Raw genomic sequence first — 18,350 nt, forward strand, 5'->3', positions numbered from 1 at the left:
ACTACCTTTACTGTTTTTGAGTTTATGTCCCAAGCAAAACTTGCATTGCTATAAAACTCTAAAGAGAGATGCGGCGCTTCGCGCCGCATCTCTCTTTAGAGTTTTTATTTACTTTCATAGGGCAACCTAACAGTAAAGCAACTACCTTCACCGACTTTACTTTCAACACTTACTAGCCCTCCGTGAAGTTCAGCAAGTTTCTTGACCAAATTTAAACCTAGTCCAGTACCTGCATACTGCCGACTCAGACTACTATCAATCTGCATAAAAGGCTGAAATAGTTTATTGATATCATCTAGAGAAATACCAATCCCAGTATCAGACACCACAAAATGAAGCTCAGTTTTAAAATGTTCTTGAAAATGCTCTTTAGCATCTACGGCTGCGTCATCTATGGCAACATGAACTAACTTAGCTTCTAGGGTGATATCTCCATTTTTAGGTGTAAATTTTACGGCATTACTCAACAAGTTAATTAGCAACTGTCGCATTCTACGTTCATCAATCTCGATCGCCGTTGGCATATTCCCATGAATTACCAGATTTAATCGAATATTCTTTTGTGTAGCTTGGTGTTTAACAAAGCTAAGACTACTATCACATAAAGAGCGTAACGAAACTGATGTTAGTTCCAGCGTGAACATTCCTGCTTCAATCTTGGCAACATCAAGAATATCGTTAATTAGTTCTAAGAGATGTTGACCACTTTTTTGAATTGTTTTTAATGAGCTTTGTTGCCTTTGGTTAAGTTCACCAAAAACTTGCTCAAGTAAGCCTTCAGAAACCCCTAAAATGGCATTGAGTGGAGTTCTTAGCTCATGACTCATTGTGGCAAGAAATTCATCCTTCAGACGAGTAACACGCTCTAGTTCTTTATTGGTAGCAAGGAGTTTTTCATTACTTAACTGGAGTGCTTCTTCAGCGCGTTTGCGATCGCTGATATTTCTTACCAAGACTAAAACCTCATCCTTCCCGCAGGGACTGATCCGCACTTCCTCATAAACCCATTCGCCATACTTTTGCAACTTATGTTCGTAAATTTGCACCTCACCTGTAGCGCTCGCTTTGTTAAACACGGCAAGTTGCTCCATAAGAACTGGCGGCGATAGAAATTCAGAAATATTTTGCTTAATGGGAATAAACGCCTCCTTATCGGGAACAAGTGGTAACATACAATCTAGGCAAGTTCCATCTAGTTTAAGGCGCAGTAATAAATCGGGAATTGCATTCAGTATTTCTTGTTTACGAGTTTCACTTTCGGCAAGATCGGCAGTTCTTTGTTCAATTCTAATTTCTAATTCTTGATTGAGTTTAGATAGTTCCTGCTGTGTATTTTTCAGTTCATTGATATTTTGAATCAGGGCAATATCATACATAGGCTGATTTTGAGGATCTCGCACTATGGATACACTCATTAATCCCCAAATAAATTGTCCATTTTTATGGCGAAAGCGCTTCTCTATATGAAAACTATCAATTTCATTATTAAGTAGTTTCTGATAATTATACAGATCGATATCTAGATCGTCAGGATGGGTAATCTCTTGAAATGTAAACACTTGTAGCTCCATCTCCGTATACCCCAACATTTGACATAGAGCTTGGTTGACAGCAATATGTTTACCATCAGGTGCAGCTAATGAAATTCCCACCGCAGCAGTATCAAATACGCTTCTAAATCGCATTTCTGATTCGCGTAAAGCTTCTTCAGCATGTTTGCGATCGCTGATATTCCGAATAATTGTCAAGACTTCTTGCTCATTGACTTTTACTATTTGCACCTCTTCATATTGGATTGTTCCATTCATATCCCATTGCTGCTCAAAGGTCTGGATCTCACCAGTAGCGATCGCTTGTCTGAGTAAGTTTAATTTGCGATCGGCTAAATATTTGGGCAGAACATCGGAAAGATGCTTGCTGATAGGATCAAAGTCAGGTGGAAGTAAATCTGTAACATAATTACTAGAGAATGATTCCAGATAAATACCATCAACACTAACACGATAAATCAAGTCTGGAATTGCAGTTAAAATCGCCCGTTTTTGAGCTTCAACATTCACTAAAGTGTCTTCAAATAGCTTGTTTTTGGCAAAGAGAATACTTTCTTGAGTTGCAACACCGATAATGTTGTCAAAGTCATCAATTACAGGCAGGTGACGACCTCGATGTTGCTGCAAGAGGTTAAGCATTGACTCTAAATCTTGAATTTGCGATCGCCTAATCACCATTGGGCGATCACAAATAGCATCAATTATCTGCAATCTTTGCAAATCTACCTGATTCTGCACTAACCGCAATACATCCCACTTAGAAAAAATTCCGATTAACCGATTTTCATCAACCACCACCACACAACTTGCTCTAGCTTCAAGCAATCTGGAGTCACAGGGCTGTCCATAATTTGAATCAATCATTTGATTCATTAAGCTAATTGCTTCCAGTACAGAGCGTTCTGACGCAATCATGATTGGGCAGCGATCTATGGCTAGGTCAAGATAAATGCTGTTTTGTACTAGCATTGGTTTAGTCGTTAATTTATTTAAGAGCTTGTTTAGAATATCGGTCGATTATGACCTCGTTGTAATTGGTATGAGTGCTTATGCTCATAAACTAGTGAAACTTGCGTCTCAACGTAAAGCTAGAGTTGTGTGGGTATGGGATCAAGTAAATGACTCTTATCTAAATATTGATCAGGTTATTCATATTTTACAGCTATTAAAAACTAAGATAAGTGATCGCCCCAAACCTGAACGTTTAAAACTTTTTGCTAAGCAGATTCCTTCAATTCTCCAAGATTTTTGTCAGGAGGAAATACGAGAGATCCTTCAAAAAAATGGGGTCGATGTGATTGTTGGGGCATGTAAATTTCAGAGCAAAGAACAAAACTCGTATATTTTGGAAGTTAGCGAAACTTCTCTTTCAGCATTATCTCGTGAGTCTTCTCAGAGCCGCCTCAGTTCACGAGCCTATGCGATCACCCATGACACCCCAACACCACTACGGAAAGTCTTTGGACTTGCTGAACATAATTACATAACCGCGCCTCAGTTATTACATTTACAAGACTTACCGAACTCGATCGCCGTTTTAGGAGATGATGCCCATGCTTGCGCGATCGCCCAAGCCCTAAACTTTCTGGGTGTACATACAAGCTTGATCACCAATAACAGTCATGTTTTGCCAAATATTGATGTGGCGATCGCCCGTACTTTACAAGCCCAACTAGAAGCGGAAGGGGTGGAAGTATATACGTCAACGCAAGTAACAGCGGTAAGCAAAATTGAGCAAGATCGTTCCAGAATTTGGCTCAATAACACAACTATAGAATGCGATCGCTTGTTAGTCCCCTTAGCATCAAAAGAGTTTGACTATCCTAGTGATCGCCATATTTATCAATGTCGTAGCGATCAAGATATCGCCAAGATTTTAAACCAGACCCTACAAACTAGTTTTTGGCAATCCGCATCTATGCCAACAGTCCCAGAAATTACTAGTATATCGACAACACCGCCACTCGCTCAGATTGGCATGACCGAAGTATTGGCAAGACTAAAGTATAAGCAAGTTTATGTTTTGGATAGCTATGTTGAGAATGGGTTATGTAAAATTATTGGCGATCGCCAAGGACAAATTCTCGGCGCAAGTATGTTTGGTGATCGCGCTCAGTTAGTGATAGAAGCGATCGCGATCGCCATGCAAGGCAAAGCCAAAATCCAAGATATTGGTGTTTTACAAGAGTTACAGATTACTGAGCAATGGGAAAAGCTCCATCAAACTCATGCTCAGAAAGCGAAACTTAAGGAGTGGTTTACCTTTCGTCGTGATTGGAACATCTAATTTGGCGCTTTACGCCCAAACCCAAACCAAGAGATTTCTTTAATACTCGTATATTCCCGATTCAGACTATCCGTATACTCAATATTCGGAACCTCAATCTCATGCAAAAACAAATTCGTCACCGCCAACATAAACGGCAACGGCTTAAACTCCATCCCCTTGATCGTCTGCTCCAAAGTTTTCTGTTTATCGGTCATCTATAAATAAACTTATATTTTTTGGAAATCTTTCTTTGATTATAATAGGACTGATCCAAAAAATGAAATGTAAGGGCAATTCATGAATTGCCCTTACAATGAAATATTGATTATCTTGACGAACGTTGATTTATTCAAAAATTCATAAATTGTGGCTCGTAATAGACTAGTTAATGAATTTTTTCAAGCTGTCAAGAGTCATTGTGTAAGGGGGATAGCGCCATTTGAGATCGAAGCGGAAAGAATTTTTGAGTACACTCTTACGATGAGAGAATGTATCAAAACTTGCCTTACCGTGATAGCTACCCATACCGCTATGACCAACACCACCGAAGGGAAGCTCTGGATTGCCTAAGTGCATAATAATGTCGTTGAAACAACCTCCACCGTAGGATGTCTCTTGAATAATGCGCTCTTGATTCTGTTTGTTGCTAGAGAAGAAATACAGGGCTAGTGGTTTGGGATGAGCATTAACAAAAGCGATCGCTTCTGAAAGTTGGTCATATTCTAAAATCGGCAAGATTGGACCAAAGATTTCCTCTGCCATGATTTTCGAGTTGGGAGACACTGCCTCAATTAGAGTCGGTGCAATAAAGCGATCGCTTTTATCGCTGTTACCACCGACTAGTACTTTACCTTCATCTAGCAATCCTACGAGGCGATCAAATTGGCGATCATTGACAATACGAGCCAAGTCAGGGCTTTTTTGAGGATTCTCTCCGAAGAAGGCTTTGACATGAGTGACTAACTTCTCAACGAGCGTAGACTTAACGTTTTTCTGAACTAATAGATAGTCAGGTGCAACACAGGTCTGTCCAGCATTATAGAACTTACCCCAGACAATCCGCTTCGCAGTAATTTCTAAATCACAGGTTTCATCGACAATACAAGGACTTTTTCCCCCAAGTTCTAGGGTGACAGGAGTTAGATGCTTTGCCGCAGCTTCCATTACAATTTTGCCGATCGCAGTTCCACCTGTAAAGAAGATATGGTCAAATTTTTCGGCTAGTAAGGCTTGATTGGTTTCGATACCGCCTTCGATGGCAATTATAAAATTAGGATCGAAGTTATCGTTAATGATCTTAGAGATCGCTTGGGAAGTATGTGGCGTATGTTCAGAAGGCTTGAGTATGGCGCAATTTCCTGCGGCGATCGCCCCAATTAGAGGTTGGATCGTAAGCGCAAAGGGATAGTTCCAAGGCGCAACGATCAATACTACGCCTAGGGGTTCTGTATAAATATAACTAGAACTTGGGAATAAATTTATGGGAGTCCCAACTTTGTTGGGTTTCATCCAAGTTTTGAGATGTTTGAGTACAAATTTAATTTCTGAGAGAGTTACTAGAACTTCACTGCCAAACGCCTCGATCGCAGGTTTGCGTAAATCGGCATAAACAGCATCAAGAATTAGCTGTTCATGTTCTTTGATCAGTTGTGTAAGCTTATTGAGCTGAGCGACTCGAAAATTATAATCTTTGGTTTGACCTGTGGCAAAGAAAGTACGTTGCTTGGCGATCGCATCTTGGATATCAAGACTACTGGCAGGTATAGTGACCATAATTGGTAATTCGTGATTTGTAATTCGTAATTTATTAAATTGAGTTCTAGCTCAAGGTTAACCTATGTTAATTTTAAGCCATAGCAAAAGCGCATATATACTGCAAAGACTATGGCAATTTTTGGCTGCATTCTGATCGTAATCGGTATCATTCTATTTTTTGTTCAAAAAAATTACAGTACTAAACTACAAAGTATTAAGCTAGCAACAGCTTCAACAGTTGGCGAATTACAACGGATTGCTAGTGAAATTGCGGGAGAGATTGGTAGTGGAAATTTACGAGAATATGTGAAGGTGCGTGGCATTATTCGCAGCGATCGCCCTTTAATTTCCGAGCTTAAGCAAGAACCTTGTGTGCATTATACGATGCGCGTTGTTAGGGAATATGAAGAGCAGCAAACAACTACAGATAGTGAAGGCAAAACCCGTACCGAAACCCGTCGCAGTTCCGAGACGATATCGAGTAATAGTCAGTCAATTCCCTTTACTTTGCAAGATCGTTCTGGTGAATTGTTGGTAAATCCTGATGGTGGAAATATTGAGACAGTCCAAATATTAAATGAGTTTCGCCAAGAAAATTTTAATAGTTCATCGATATCTTTTGGAGGCTTTAGTTTGGCGATTGGTGCTGGTATGGGCGGTGGACGACGTACGCTCGGTTATCGTTATACGGAGTCGATCCTGCCCTGCGATCGCGAGGTTTTAGTAATTGGTACAGCAGCCGATGAGGGTGGTCAAGTTACTCTCCTCAAGCCGATCCAATCTGACAAAAAGTTTATTATTTCCCTTAAGAGTGAAGAGGAACTCGCTAAGGCTACGGCAAATGCTGCTAAATGGTTCTTCTATGGCATGGTTGCTTGTTTAGCGATCGGGGCAATTCTATTGATTTTAGGATTAATTTTAAAAAAGTGAACATTACAAATTCACCTAATTAAGAAAGGCGGCGCGAAGCGCCGCCTTTCTTAATTAGGTGAATTTGAGAGAATATGCTAAATTTCCATAAAATATTTAGACTAAGTGCTGTAAGTGCAACTAAAGTGGGTAGTCTGTTTTAACAAAACTCATGTCATAGGCGCGGAAATGAAGAGAATTCGATTTTGGATAGCAATTTGCCTTAGTTTTTTTCTTGTTCTAATTTCTCATCCATTTATCGAGAGGTTTTCTCCCATTTACGCACAGATTCCTTTTGCCCCTAATATTTCTCCTCTACCTAATATTCAAGGGCAAGATAAACCACCTGAACTCCAACCCTTTGACCAAGTAATCAAAGATCATCAAAAATTAACGGGACTATTTACGCTCTATCGTCATAAAGACACGGGTAAAGTCTTTGCCGAAATTAAACCTGAACAAATTAATCGTAATTTTTTGGCAGTGATGACCCTTGAATCTGGGTTAGGTGAACGCGGTCTCTATCGTGGTATTCCTTTACGTGACTTGATCTTTACCCTGCGTCGCTTAAATAACAATTTGCAATTTGTGGTTCCGAATACTAACTTTCGCGCTCAGCTAGGTGACCCCCAAGAGCGATCGCTTAGTCAATCATTTAGTGACTCGATTTTGATATCACTGCCAATTCTTAGTATTCATCCTCAAAATAAATCTTTTCTAGTCGATTTAGATCCCTTGATCTTGAGTGATGTTTTACCCAACTTGAGTAAGACTTTGGCTAGACAACTTGGAGCTTCCTTTTCTGCCGATCCCAGCAAATCCTATATTAGCAAAGCAGAATCCTTTCCCAAAAATATTGAACTGGAGTCAGTATTTGGATTTATGGGATCAGTAGTGATGAATACAGGGTTTAGCAATCCCGATCTAGAAACCTTACCTGATAGCAACGGTTTTACGCTCAAAGTTCGTTATAGTCTATCTCAACTGCCAACTCAAAATGGCTATCGTCCTCGCCTTGCGGATGAACGAGTTGGCTATTTTGTGACAGCCTATCAAGACCTCACCAAAAGCTCGGCAAAAACTCCGTTTGTACGTTATATCAATCGTTGGCATTTAGAAAAGCAAAATCCTCGTGACACGATTTCTCCACCCAAACAACCGATTACCTTTTGGATAGAGAATACGGTTCCTTTAGAATATCGAGCTGCTGTGAGGGAAGGTGCATTAATGTGGAATAGCGCCTTTGAGAAGATCGGTTTTAAAGATGCGATCGTTGTTAAACAAATGCCCGATCGCGCTGATTGGAATCCAGCCGATGTTCGCTATAACACGATTCGTTGGTTCAACTCGGTTGATGGGTTCTTTGCGATGGGTCCATCGCGCACTAATCCTTTAACAGGTGAGATTCTCGATGCTGATATTATTATTGATAGTAATTTGATTCGCGCCATCAAGCAGGATTTTGGCAGTATCACTCAACAAAATAGTTGGCAAAATTTAGCTTTTCTGTCACGGTTGACGGGTAATCCGCAGCTATGTAGCTATGGAATGGATGCGCGACAAATGCGCTACGACAAACAGGCGATCGCCTTGCGCCAAAAGCAAACGCTTTCCCCTAATTTCAATGGCAACCTGTTTATGTCTGGGGCAAGTGATTTGTGCTATGGCATGGACGCGGTGGAACAGTTTAAGGTTGGTGCAATGTCTCTTTCACTGTTTGAGAATGTATTGCCCAGTAGCGATCGCATGAAAGACTATATCAATCAATTTGTGCGAGAAGTCACAGCCCATGAAGTCGGACATACCTTGGGTTTGCGCCATAATTTTCATGGTAGTGCGATGCTCTCACCTGCAGAATTAAACAATACTGAAATCACTCGCAAACGTGGTTTAGTTGCTTCTGTAATGGACTACAACGGTGTAAATCTTGCTCCCCAAGGAACGAAGCAAGGTGATTTCTTCACTAGTAAAATTGGAGCCTATGATGAATGGGCGATCGCCTATGGATATACTCCAATCGATGCGATTATTCCTGCTGGTGAGCTAAAAGAACTAGAAAAAATCGCTAAGCTTGCACCTCAGCCAGAACTAGCCTATGCTCCTGATGAAGATGCTTTTGCGGGGCTTGATCCTATGATCCAAACCCATGATTTGAGCAATGATTCAGTTACCTATGCTCAATGGCAGTTTGACAATGCTCGTGTCATGTGGAACCGCATCGAAAAGCGCTACCCAGGGAAAGGAGAAAGCTTTAATGATACTAAAGTTGCCTTCAATCAGGTCTTTGGGCATTATGCCTCTAATCTGTTTGCCTTGGTTTCCTATGTGGGTGGGCAATCCTTTAATCGTTACCGTTCTGGTGATGCGATCGGGCGATTACCCTTTGAGCCAGTTCCTCTATCAAAGCAACGGGAAGCGATCGCCGCAATTCAAAAAAATCTCTTTGCAGCCGATGCTCTTAACTTTTCTCCCAATCTGTTGAATAAGCTAGCGCCATCCCGTTGGTATCATTGGGGAGCTTCACCACAATACTCTTCTTTAGACTATCCAATTCATGATCGCATTCTCTCTTTGCAAACCTTTGTTCTTAGCGATTTATTATCTTCAGAACGCTTACAAAGGCTACGTGACACGGAACTGAAAACCTCTGCTGGTCAAGCTCTGACATTACCAGAACTGTTTGACACTCTCCTGCAAGGTATTTGGACAGAGGTAATGCAACCAACTAATGACTTAACCCAAGTTTCGAGCCTGCGTCGTTCGCTTCAGCGCCAACATATGAATCTATTAGTTAATCTAGCTCTTCGCAATCGTCTCTCCCTAAACAAAATCGATAATTTCCTTGATTTAGTCGTTGGGATGCAAACCAGTAATCCACCTGAAGATGCTCGTACCCTTGCGTGGTATCAACTCCGTCAACTGCGCGATCGCCTTGCGACTGTACTGCGCGATCGCGGCGATAAGGTCGATACCTATACTAAAGCTCATCTCGAAGAAGCCAATGATCGCATTGCCAAAGCGATCGACTCCAAGTTGCAAGCTCAATAAAGCGCTGAAACCAGAACAGTCCTATATTGTAAAAAGTGCTGCTTCGCAGCACTTTTTACAATATAGGACTTACGCAGAATTTTCTAAGACCCTCACCCCTAGCCCCTCTCCCATTAAGGGCGAGGGGAACAAAAAAATTGCTTTACTCCTCTTCTCCCGTTCTGGGAGAAGGGGTTGGGGGATGAGGGCAGTTTGTTTTTTGCGTAAGTCCTACAATAAAGAAAAAGCGGCGCGATGCGCCGCTTTTCTTTATCTTGCTTCGGTTGATGGAGTTACTCGTTTTGGTGAAGGAATCAAATAAGCAATCACTGCACCACCGACAAAACCCGCTACATTGCGAACAATGGGAACCCATTCGCTAGTGCGTGTCAGTACTGGACCTAGACCAAAAGAGATAAACAACATGCCCCAAAGTGGTGTAAAAATTAGCGCCCATTTCCAAGCAAAAATTTCCCCTTCTTTCCGAGGATGTCCCGCAAATCCAAATACCACACCACCAACAATGGAAGTAATCAAAGTGAGAATCCATTGCTCTTGGGGAATTCCAGGGACTACTGCACAGCCATCTTGATCGAGACAGGTAGCGATCGCATCAATAGCTGACAAAATTGATTGATCATAGCCCTGCTCACGCACATAGAATTGGTTGCCATATCGCGATTGCAACTCAATCCAGAAGCTGCGAGATAGCAATGGATAGACAGCATCACCAACACTAAAATTTAGTAAATTCCGTCCGCGTGCGTCCGCGACTAACATCACACTATTATCATCTAATCCCCAAAACTCTTTAACTGCTCGCCCTGGGGTGCGATCAACTTGAGTAAGAACACGCAATTTCCAACCAGTTTGCTCTTCAAATTTGGTTAACTTTTGATCTAGAGCTAATTCTTCTGTATCAGTCAAAAAACGTCCCAAATCAATGACGTTTGTATACTTTTCAGGCAATAGCTCTGGGGCATCAAAGGCTTGAGCCGCAGGAATATGGGTAAAGGCGATCGCCAAAGGTAGGAATATGGCGATCGCGATCGCGCCGAATCTCTGAGCTAATCTCCGAGTAAAGTTTTGTAGAGTGGACTTAATCATGATTTTTGTTAAAAGTTAATCTTAATATTTCTTAATATCTTAGCAACAGTATATAGTTAAAGATACTTTCTCTCCGTATTTTTTTCCTATGGCAAGCCCAATTCAGTGGTATCCAGGTCATATCGCCAAAGCTGAAAAGCAGTTGTTAGAACAACTAAAATTGGTGGACGTGGTCATTGAGGTGCGTGATTCGCGCATTTTGATGTCTAGTAAGCACCCAAAAATTGAAAAATGGGTGGAGGGAAAGTCACATATTTTAGTATGCAATCGTATTGACGCTATTTCCTCGACGGTAAAAACGCAATGGATGCGCTGGTTTACCGAGCAGGAGCGCATGGCATATTTCACCGATGCACAGGCTGGCAAAGGTATGGTGGATCTGCTCAAGGCGGCTCAAGTTGCGGGCGAAAAGGTTAACGAGCGCAGAAGGGGACGGGGAATGCTACCGCGTCCTGTGCGGGCTGTAGTTGTCGGCTTCCCTAACGTTGGCAAATCGGCACTGATCAATCGTTTGCTTAAGAAAAAAGTGGTTGCTAGTGCCAATAAACCAGGAGTAACTCGCCAGTTACGTTGGATTAGGATTTCTGACGAGATCGAGTTGCTCGATACCCCTGGGGTAATTCCACCTTTACTACATGATCAAGATGCGGCGATGAAGCTTGCCATTTGTGATGATATTGGTCAGGCAGCCTATGACAATGTATTGGTTGCGGCGGAAGCAGTAGACTTGTTGACCAAATTAAATGTCAAGCTGAGCAGTCGTTATGTAATTGATCCAGCAACGGTAACTTCAGGAATCGAGTATATCCACGAAGTCGCAGCTTTAAATAAGTTTCAAGGAGATTTAGATAAAGTCGCAAGGCTGATTTTATATGACTTTCGTAAAGGGAAGCTGGGAGCGATCGCCTTAGAAATGCCTCCGTTGTGAACAATAAACATAACCCCCAAAATAGAGTTGCGGCGCTTCACGCCGCAACTCTATTTTGGGGGGTGATTTTGTATAAAACCCAAAAAGGAAAGCGGCGCTCTGCGCCGCTTTCCTTTTTGGGTTTTATATCTTAACAATTACCTAGCCGAATTAACCGCAGATATATAATTGTTAAAGATTGACGTATTTCTAGATTGACGATGGCTGGGAAAAAGACTATTAAGTTAGCAAAGTCTGAATTGCTGAATGCTAATAAGCAGGAAGCTTTAAAGTTGATTGCTCAGCCAGAAATAACAGATGCATCAGCAAAGCCTCAATTTGCACAGCAAAAAGCACTATTTAGCGTCATTGCGAAGATCCGTGAATCCCTTGATTTAGAGAGTATTTTCAAGTCAACGGCGATTGAAGTACGTCAATTATTAAATGCCGATCGCGTTGGGATGTATCGATTTGACGACACATCAACCTTCACTTGTGGGGAATTTGTTTCCGAAGATGTCTTACCAGAGTTTGCCTCCACGTTAGCAGCCAAAATTAATGATCATTGTTTTGGCGAAAATCATGCCAAATATTACCAGCAAGGTAGAATTTGGGCTTGTGCGGATATTTATGCTCAAGATTTACCAGACTGTCATATTCAAATTCTTGAGCGCTTTCAAGTCCAAGCGAATCTAGTTGTACCTTTGCTTAATGGAGATCGCCTGTGGGGACTACTTTGCATTCATCAATGTTCAGCACCCAGACAATGGCTCGACGCAGAAATTGATTTTGTTAGGCAGATTGCCATGCATTTAGATGTGGCTTTACAACAGTCGGAGTTTGTGGCTCAACTACGATCGCAATCAGAATATCTCACCCGTGCGATCGAACAAGCCGTAGGACGCGAAAAAGCAGTAGCTGCGATTATCAACAAAATCAGGCGATCTCTTAATCTCAACACTATTTTTAAAACCACCACCGAAGAGGTGAGGCAACAGCTACAAGCTGATCGCGTTACTATCTATCGCTTCAATCCCGATTGGAGTGGTGAGTTCGTCGTTGAGTCCATGACTGAAGGATTGCGCTCTCTAGTGGATTACCCAAAAGAGCATCCCGAACTGAATGCGAATATTAGACCTCTTGCAGAACCAAAAACATGTTAGATTTATAAGCTTTTTATCAGATCTCAAATTAAGCGATGAAATACGAAGCCAGTCAAAATCTATCAGCGACAGAATTTAAACGGTTATTTGGGGTAAGAAGAGAAACATTTGCGCAAATGACGGAGCTAATGCAACAAGCAGCCCAAAGCAAAGGACAAGGTGGTGTAGAACCAAAGCTAAGTCTAGAAGACCAAATATTGGTTACTTTGCAGTATTGGCGTGAATATCGCACCTATTTTCATATTGCTAGCGACTGGGAAGTGTCAGAATCGACGATTTGCCGCATCGTCAAAAAAGTAGAAAATGTCTTAATTAAATCGAAAAAGTTTCGGTTAGCAGGAAAAAAGTCATTGTGGCAGGAGAAGGCTCCAGCCATAATTGCCATTGATGTAACTGAGACAAAGGTTGAGCGCCCTAAATATCACCAGAAACATTTTTATAGCGGTAAGAAAAAGCATCATGCCCTCAAAGCCCAATTGGTGGTCGATCTGACTAATTTCAAGATAGTTTGTACCGCTTACGGTAAGGGCAAGCAGCATGATTTCTCATTATTCAAGGCAAGTGGAGTTCATTTTCACGCACAGACACAAGGTTTGGCAGACAAGGGTTATCAAGGCTTACAAAAGTTGCATCCTAACTCGCAAATTCCTATCAAAAAGCCTCAAAATGGCTCATTATCCAAGGAAGATAAGCGTTGTAATCGCCAACTTGCACGTCAACGTATTGCGATTGAGCATGTTAATCGTCGCTTGAAGATTTTTAAGATTCTCTCTTTACCTTATCGTAATCGTCGTCGTCGTTTTGGTTTGCGTTGTAATTTGATTGCTGCCATTTATAACTTTGAAGTCGCTCTTGTTGCTTCTAAAACTTTCTCTGCTCTGGATTAATTTTCAGTTCTGCAAGAGGTCTATTAGTGAGTGCAGCCTCAAAAATCTGACTACTCCCATTGGGACTGATACTTATTTACAACAAACACAGGGAGGTAGCTTTAGTGTTGGTCAACTATTTCGAGTATGCGATGACATCTATGCAGGAGGGTTCTCACCTTGTTACATCAAGGCTCTAGAGCGATATCAAGCTAGAGCCTATGCAATTATTGCAATCTACAAAGGTAAAGACCTATGGGGATTACTAGCAGCATTTCAAAGTAATGATGTACGTCAATGGCAAGAGCCTGAAGTCAATTTCTTAGTACAAATTGGCACACAGTTGGGTATCGCGATTCAGCAAGCAGAATTATTTGGACAAGTCCAAAAACGTTCAACTGACTTACAAACTACTCTAGAGATTCAACTGCAAAAACGAGCCAATGAATTAGCCAGAGATGCTGAGCAGGAACGTGCTTTAGCACAAGTAATCGACAAAATTCGGCGCACTTTAGATATTGATACGATCTTTCAAACCGCTACTACCGAAGTACAAAAACTACTCAATAGCGATCGCGTCGGGGTATTTCAGTTTGATCATGATGACTATACAAATGGCACGTTTGTCTCGGAGGCTGTTTTACCTCTATACAGTTCAGCTCTGAAAGCGAGAGTACGGGATCGCTGCTTTGCTGATGAACATATTGCCAATTATCAGGTGGGGCGTTTTAAAGCGATCGCTGATATCTATGAAGAAGGCTTAAGTGATTGCCATATCGCAATTCTAGAAAGATTTCAGGTACGGGCTAATCTTGTAATTCCCCTTTACAAAGGTTCAGAAATATGGGGGTTACTATGCATCCATCAATGTTCCAAACCAAGACAATGGCAATCAAAGGAAATTGAATTTGTTAGTAAAATCGCAATCCAACTGGGTGTAGCCCTTCAGCAAGCAGAATTATTCGCTCAATCGCAAAATCAAACTATTGAGCTACAAAAAGCATTAGCGAAAGTACAAGCTCAAACCACACAACAAGCTAAAGCCGCTGAACAGGAACGGGCGTTAGCTAGAGTAATTGAACGTATTCGCCAAACCTTAGATATTGACACCATCTTTCTCGCTACTACTCAAGAAGTTCGTCAAAATCTCAACTGCGATCGCGTAGTTGTGTATCGATTTTTTGATGATTGGAGCGGTGAATTTGTCTTTGAGTCAAAAACTGATGAATGGCTGCCACTAGACCAGCTTTTTAACTGCGACAACATTTGGGAAGATACCTACCTCCAAGAACATCAAGGCGGACGCTATCGTAACCATGAATCTTTAGCTGTAAATGATATTTATCATGCGAATTTGACAGATTGCCATGTTGGCATTCTTGAAAGCTACCAAATTCAAGCTTATATGGTCGTCCCTGTATTTGTTGGGGATAAATTATGGGGATTACTTGCCGCTTACCAAAATTCTGGTAGCCGTAATTGGGAACCAAGCGAACTCAGCTTACTAAATCAAGTTGGCAATCAATTGGGAGTTGCCGTTCAACAGGTAGAACTGCTCGTTCAACTCAAAAAAGCTAAAGACAATGCCGATGCCGCCAATCGTGCTAAAGGTGACTTTCTTGCCCATATGAGCCACGAATTGCGGACTCCACTTAACTCAATTCTCGGCTTTACGCAAGTATTAGCGCGTGATCCATCACTAAACCATAACCAAAAATCACATCTGGGAATTATTGCCCGTAGTGGCGAACATTTATTGACATTAATTAACGATGTCCTCGAAATGTCCAAAATCGAAGCAGGACTAATCGAACTTAATACCAATAATTTTGATCTCTACAATCTGCTCAATAGCCTGAAAGAAATGTTTTTACTTAAGGCAAAATCTAAAAATTTACAACTTGTTTTTGATTTTGCCTCTAACGTTCCTCAATATGTGCAAACTGACGAAAGTAAACTGCGGCAAGTTCTAATCAATCTTGTGGGTAATGCGGTGAAATTTACCAATCAGGGTAAAGTTATTCTCCAAGTGGCTAAGATAGAAGCTGATGCGGCGATCGCATCTGAAGAGCAAGACGGAGTAGATAGTATTCTTTCGTTTGAAGTTTCTGATACAGGTCCTGGGATTGCCTCAGAGGAATTAGACAATCTATTTGAAGCCTTTGTGCAAACGGAAACGGGGCGAAGATCTCAAGATGGTACGGGTTTAGGAATGCCCATTAGCAAGCGTTTTGTACAGTTGATGGGGGGCGATATTCGGGTGGAAAGTACTTACGGTAAAGGTACAATCGTCAATTTTGATATCAAGGTGCAAATGGCTAAGGTGAGTGATGTCCAGCCGCCACAGGTCAAACGTCGGGTGATCGCTTTAGCTCCTAATCAGCCAAAATACCGCATTTTACTTGCTGACGACAAATGGGAAAGTCGCCATCTTATGAAAAACCTACTTGCACCCCTAGAGTTTGAGATTCGTGAGGCTGAAAATGGTCAAGAAGCGATCGCTCTTTGGCAATCATGGCAACCGCACCTGATCTGGATGGATATGCAGATGCCTGTAATGGATGGCTACGAAGCAACCCGTGCCATCCGCGCCGCCGAAACGCCAGACTCAGCTTGTAAAATCGTCGCTTTGACTGCCAGTGTATTTGATAAGCAGCGTTCAGTAGTATTGGAATTAGGATGCGATGATTTTGTGAGCAAGCCGCTTCGAGAGGAACTCATATTTGATAAGATTTCGGAACATTTGGGTGTAGTTTATATCTATGCTGAAAACAGTTCTGATTCTATCGCTAGCCAACATTTAGATGATAGTTATCAATTATTAATTACTCAAGACCTAGCTAGATTAGATCGTGAATGGTTAGTTTCATTACATTTAGCTGCGAGGGGTGCTGATGAAGAGGCTATCTTTGATTTGTTAAAGCAAATCCAAGCTACTTATCCCAAAACCGCAAGTTTTATTCAAGATTTAGTTGATAACTTCCATCTCGAACAGCTTGTAACATTGATTCAACCATTCCTAAATCAGCAGGCAAATGAAAGTTAATAATAAAACATTTCAAGGAGATATTCTGGTCGTTGATGATCGTCCAGAAAATCTCAGACTCCTTTCAGAAATTCTATCGGCTCAAAACTACAAAGTACGGCGAGTAACTAGTGGTAAACAAGCGATCGAGGTCGTGAAAATCAACCCACCAGAACTCATCTTATTGGACATTATGATGCCTGATATGAATGGTTATGAAGTTTGTCAATATCTCAAATCTCAGGCTCAAACCGCAGAGATCCTAATTATATTTCTAAGCGCCCTAGATAGCACTTTCGACAAGGTGAGAGCTTTTGAAGTGGGTGGTATCGACTATATTACTAAACCTTTTCAAGTTGAAGAAATAATTATTCGTGTCAAAAATCAATTTACGATCCTCCATCAAAAATACAGCCTCCAAGCTCAACAAAAACAACTTGCTCAGCAAAACCAACAACTCAAGCAAGAGATTCAAGAACGCCAACAGATAGAATTAGCTTTAGCTAAAGCGAAGGAAATTGCAGAAAAAGCAAATAGAGCAAAGAGTGAGTTTCTTGCCAATATGAGTCATGAGATTCGTACGCCGATGAACGGGGTCATCGGTATGGCTCAATTGCTAATGATGACTGAGCAAACTGAGGAACAACATCACTATACGCAGATCATTCAAGATAGTGCAAATTCTCTGATGACGATCATTAATGATATTCTCGACTTCTCAAAAATTGAGTCGGGAATGCTGGAGTTAGAACAAAGAGTTTTTAGAATCGAAGATATCTTGAAGGCTATATGTAACTTACTCAATCAAGCAGCGATTGATAAAGGGATTCTTCTACAATATAAGATTCAACCTAATGTGCCTGTCGCTATCATTGGCGATGAATATCGCCTGCGGCAAATTTTGATTAACTTAATGGGGAATGCGATTAAATTTACTAAACAAGGTGAGGTAAATATCAATGTTAGTTATCAAGATGCAAATATTCAGCCTGATGACTATGAACTAAAAACTGAAAACTTTTTACACTTTACCATTACCGATACGGGAGTTGGCATTGCAAGCGATCGCATTGACAAGCTGTTTAATCCCTTCATGCAAGCTGATAACTCCATCAGCCGTAAATATGGTGGTACTGGTCTAGGATTAGCTATTTGCAAAAGCTTAGTGGAACTAATGGGCGGTACGATCTGGGCTGAGAGTGCTGGACATACAGGTGGTAAGCCTCCTCAGAATTATGAACCTAGTGAGGTTTCAAATGCTTTAGGGTCATCTTTCCATTTCACGATTTCTATATCTATACCTGCGATCGCTAAAACATTAGAGACTCAGAAGCATCCAGTCTTTAATGATTTACAAATGGCGAAGAAATATCCTTTACGCATTTTGTTAGTGGAAGATAATCCGATGAATCAAAGATTAATATTTTTGATTATGCAAAAATTTGGTTACACCATTGATATTGCCAATCATGGATTAGAGGCAATTAATATCCTGCAAACTCAGATGTACGATATGGTACTAATGGATGTCCAGATGCCAGAGATGGATGGCATTACGGCAACTAAATGGATTCGCCAAAACCTTGTTGCTCAACCGCGTATTGTGGCAATTACCGCTAATTTTTCCGATGCTGATCGTCAAAACTGTCTAAGTGCTGGTATGAATGATTATATTAGTAAGCCTGTTAATATCCAAGAAATTATCCGCATAGTTTCTCAAACTGACTAGAGAATACAATGCTCTATCACTTTTTCTCTAGGCTATAAATCAA

Annotated in this window: 12 protein-coding genes; 8 read left to right on the forward strand and 4 right to left on the reverse strand. The window is 41.2% G+C overall.

The genetic code is table 11. From position 1 onward, the window contains the following. Positions 1 to 104 precede the first annotated feature (104 nt). Positions 105 to 2,519 carry a PAS domain S-box protein gene (locus tag ABM313_RS16500; protein ID WP_434684260.1) on the reverse strand — a complete coding sequence of 805 codons (2,415 nt, stop codon included), beginning with the start codon at positions 2,517 to 2,519 and terminating at the stop codon, positions 105 to 107. On the opposite strand from ABM313_RS16500, the gene ABM313_RS16505 reads away from it, so the two are divergent. Beyond that, entirely contained in the window at positions 2,500 to 3,837 is a 1,338-nt protein-coding gene (locus tag ABM313_RS16505; RefSeq protein WP_434684261.1) for an FAD-dependent oxidoreductase, read from the forward strand. The genes ABM313_RS16500 and ABM313_RS16505 overlap by 20 nt on opposite strands. On the opposite strand, the gene ABM313_RS16510 is transcribed toward ABM313_RS16505, so the two are convergent. Both ABM313_RS16510 and ABM313_RS16515 read right to left on the reverse strand, forming a co-directional pair. Beyond that, the gene (locus tag ABM313_RS16510; protein WP_434684262.1) at positions 3,834 to 4,034 is read right to left on the reverse strand and encodes an N-6 DNA methylase; all 201 of its coding nucleotides are present in this window, start codon (positions 4,032 to 4,034) and stop codon (positions 3,834 to 3,836) included. The two genes, ABM313_RS16505 and ABM313_RS16510, sit on opposite strands and share 4 nt — an antisense overlap. A 166-nt stretch (positions 4,035 to 4,200) precedes the next feature. Next, on the reverse strand, positions 4,201 to 5,592 hold the full coding sequence (locus tag ABM313_RS16515; RefSeq protein WP_434684263.1) for an aldehyde dehydrogenase: 1,392 nt from the start codon (positions 5,590 to 5,592) through the stop codon (positions 4,201 to 4,203). Positions 5,593 to 5,703: 111 nt separating this feature from the next. Here ABM313_RS16515 and ABM313_RS16520 point away from each other — a divergent pair, with 111 nt between their 5' ends. Both ABM313_RS16520 and ABM313_RS16525 read left to right on the forward strand, forming a co-directional pair. Next, the gene (locus ABM313_RS16520) at positions 5,704 to 6,504 is read left to right on the forward strand and encodes an E3 ubiquitin ligase family protein (RefSeq protein ID WP_434684264.1); all 801 of its coding nucleotides are present in this window, start codon (positions 5,704 to 5,706) and stop codon (positions 6,502 to 6,504) included. A gap of 168 nt (positions 6,505 to 6,672) precedes the next feature. Beyond that, positions 6,673 to 9,531, forward strand: a complete 2,859-nt coding sequence (locus ABM313_RS16525; protein ID WP_434684265.1) for a zinc-dependent metalloprotease — start codon at positions 6,673 to 6,675, stop codon at positions 9,529 to 9,531. A gap of 249 nt (positions 9,532 to 9,780) precedes the next feature. Here ABM313_RS16525 and ABM313_RS16530 read toward each other — a convergent pair whose 3' ends face one another. Beyond that, positions 9,781 to 10,617 (reverse strand): TPM domain-containing protein, encoded by an 837-nt coding sequence (locus ABM313_RS16530; protein WP_434684267.1) that lies wholly within the window; start codon positions 10,615 to 10,617, stop codon positions 9,781 to 9,783. Positions 10,618 to 10,705: 88 nt separating this feature from the next. Here ABM313_RS16530 and ylqF point away from each other — a divergent pair, with 88 nt between their 5' ends. From ylqF to ABM313_RS16555, 5 genes are all read left to right on the forward strand, one after another. Continuing rightward, entirely contained in the window at positions 10,706 to 11,545 is an 840-nt protein-coding gene (gene ylqF / locus ABM313_RS16535) for a ribosome biogenesis GTPase YlqF (RefSeq protein ID WP_434684268.1), read from the forward strand. Positions 11,546 to 11,745: 200 nt separating this feature from the next. Further along, positions 11,746 to 12,687 carry a GAF domain-containing protein gene (locus ABM313_RS16540; protein ID WP_434684269.1) on the forward strand — a complete coding sequence of 314 codons (942 nt, stop codon included), beginning with the start codon at positions 11,746 to 11,748 and terminating at the stop codon, positions 12,685 to 12,687. A 35-nt stretch (positions 12,688 to 12,722) separates the two neighbouring features. Further along, positions 12,723 to 13,574, forward strand: coding sequence for an IS5 family transposase (locus ABM313_RS16545; protein ID WP_434684046.1), 852 nt, complete (start codon positions 12,723 to 12,725; stop codon positions 13,572 to 13,574). After that, positions 13,540 to 16,599 (forward strand): GAF domain-containing protein, encoded by a 3,060-nt coding sequence (locus ABM313_RS16550; RefSeq protein ID WP_434684271.1) that lies wholly within the window; start codon positions 13,540 to 13,542, stop codon positions 16,597 to 16,599. The genes ABM313_RS16545 and ABM313_RS16550 overlap by 35 nt, the downstream gene beginning before the upstream one ends. Continuing rightward, positions 16,589 to 18,307: a response regulator gene (locus tag ABM313_RS16555; RefSeq protein ID WP_434684272.1), complete on the forward strand. Its 1,719-nt coding sequence runs from the start codon at positions 16,589 to 16,591 to the stop codon at positions 18,305 to 18,307. Before ABM313_RS16550 ends, ABM313_RS16555 begins: the two co-directional genes overlap by 11 nt. Positions 18,308 to 18,350 lie beyond the last annotated feature (43 nt).

The sequence above is a fragment of the Pseudanabaena minima str. Chao 2107 genome (assembly GCF_051131155.1).
In the GTDB taxonomy this organism is placed as follows: Bacteria; Cyanobacteriota; Cyanobacteriia; order Pseudanabaenales; family Pseudanabaenaceae; genus Pseudanabaena; species Pseudanabaena minima.

Coding starts and splice junctions, on each gene's coding strand:
- ABM313_RS16505 (WP_434684261.1), top strand. CDS start 2,500: ATGCTGTTTTGTACTAGCATTGGTTTAGTCGTTAATTTATTTAAGAGC.
- ABM313_RS16500 (WP_434684260.1), bottom strand. CDS start 2,519: ATGCTAGTACAAAACAGCATTTATCTTGACCTAGCCATAGATCGCTGC.
- ABM313_RS16510 (WP_434684262.1), bottom strand. CDS start 4,034: ATGACCGATAAACAGAAAACTTTGGAGCAGACGATCAAGGGGATGGAG.
- ABM313_RS16515 (WP_434684263.1), bottom strand. CDS start 5,592: ATGGTCACTATACCTGCCAGTAGTCTTGATATCCAAGATGCGATCGCC.
- ABM313_RS16520 (WP_434684264.1), top strand. CDS start 5,704: ATGGCAATTTTTGGCTGCATTCTGATCGTAATCGGTATCATTCTATTT.
- ABM313_RS16525 (WP_434684265.1), top strand. CDS start 6,673: ATGAAGAGAATTCGATTTTGGATAGCAATTTGCCTTAGTTTTTTTCTT.
- ABM313_RS16530 (WP_434684267.1), bottom strand. CDS start 10,617: ATGATTAAGTCCACTCTACAAAACTTTACTCGGAGATTAGCTCAGAGA.
- ylqF (WP_434684268.1), top strand. CDS start 10,706: ATGGCAAGCCCAATTCAGTGGTATCCAGGTCATATCGCCAAAGCTGAA.
- ABM313_RS16540 (WP_434684269.1), top strand. CDS start 11,746: ATGGCTGGGAAAAAGACTATTAAGTTAGCAAAGTCTGAATTGCTGAAT.
- ABM313_RS16545 (WP_434684046.1), top strand. CDS start 12,723: ATGAAATACGAAGCCAGTCAAAATCTATCAGCGACAGAATTTAAACGG.
- ABM313_RS16555 (WP_434684272.1), top strand. CDS start 16,589: ATGAAAGTTAATAATAAAACATTTCAAGGAGATATTCTGGTCGTTGAT.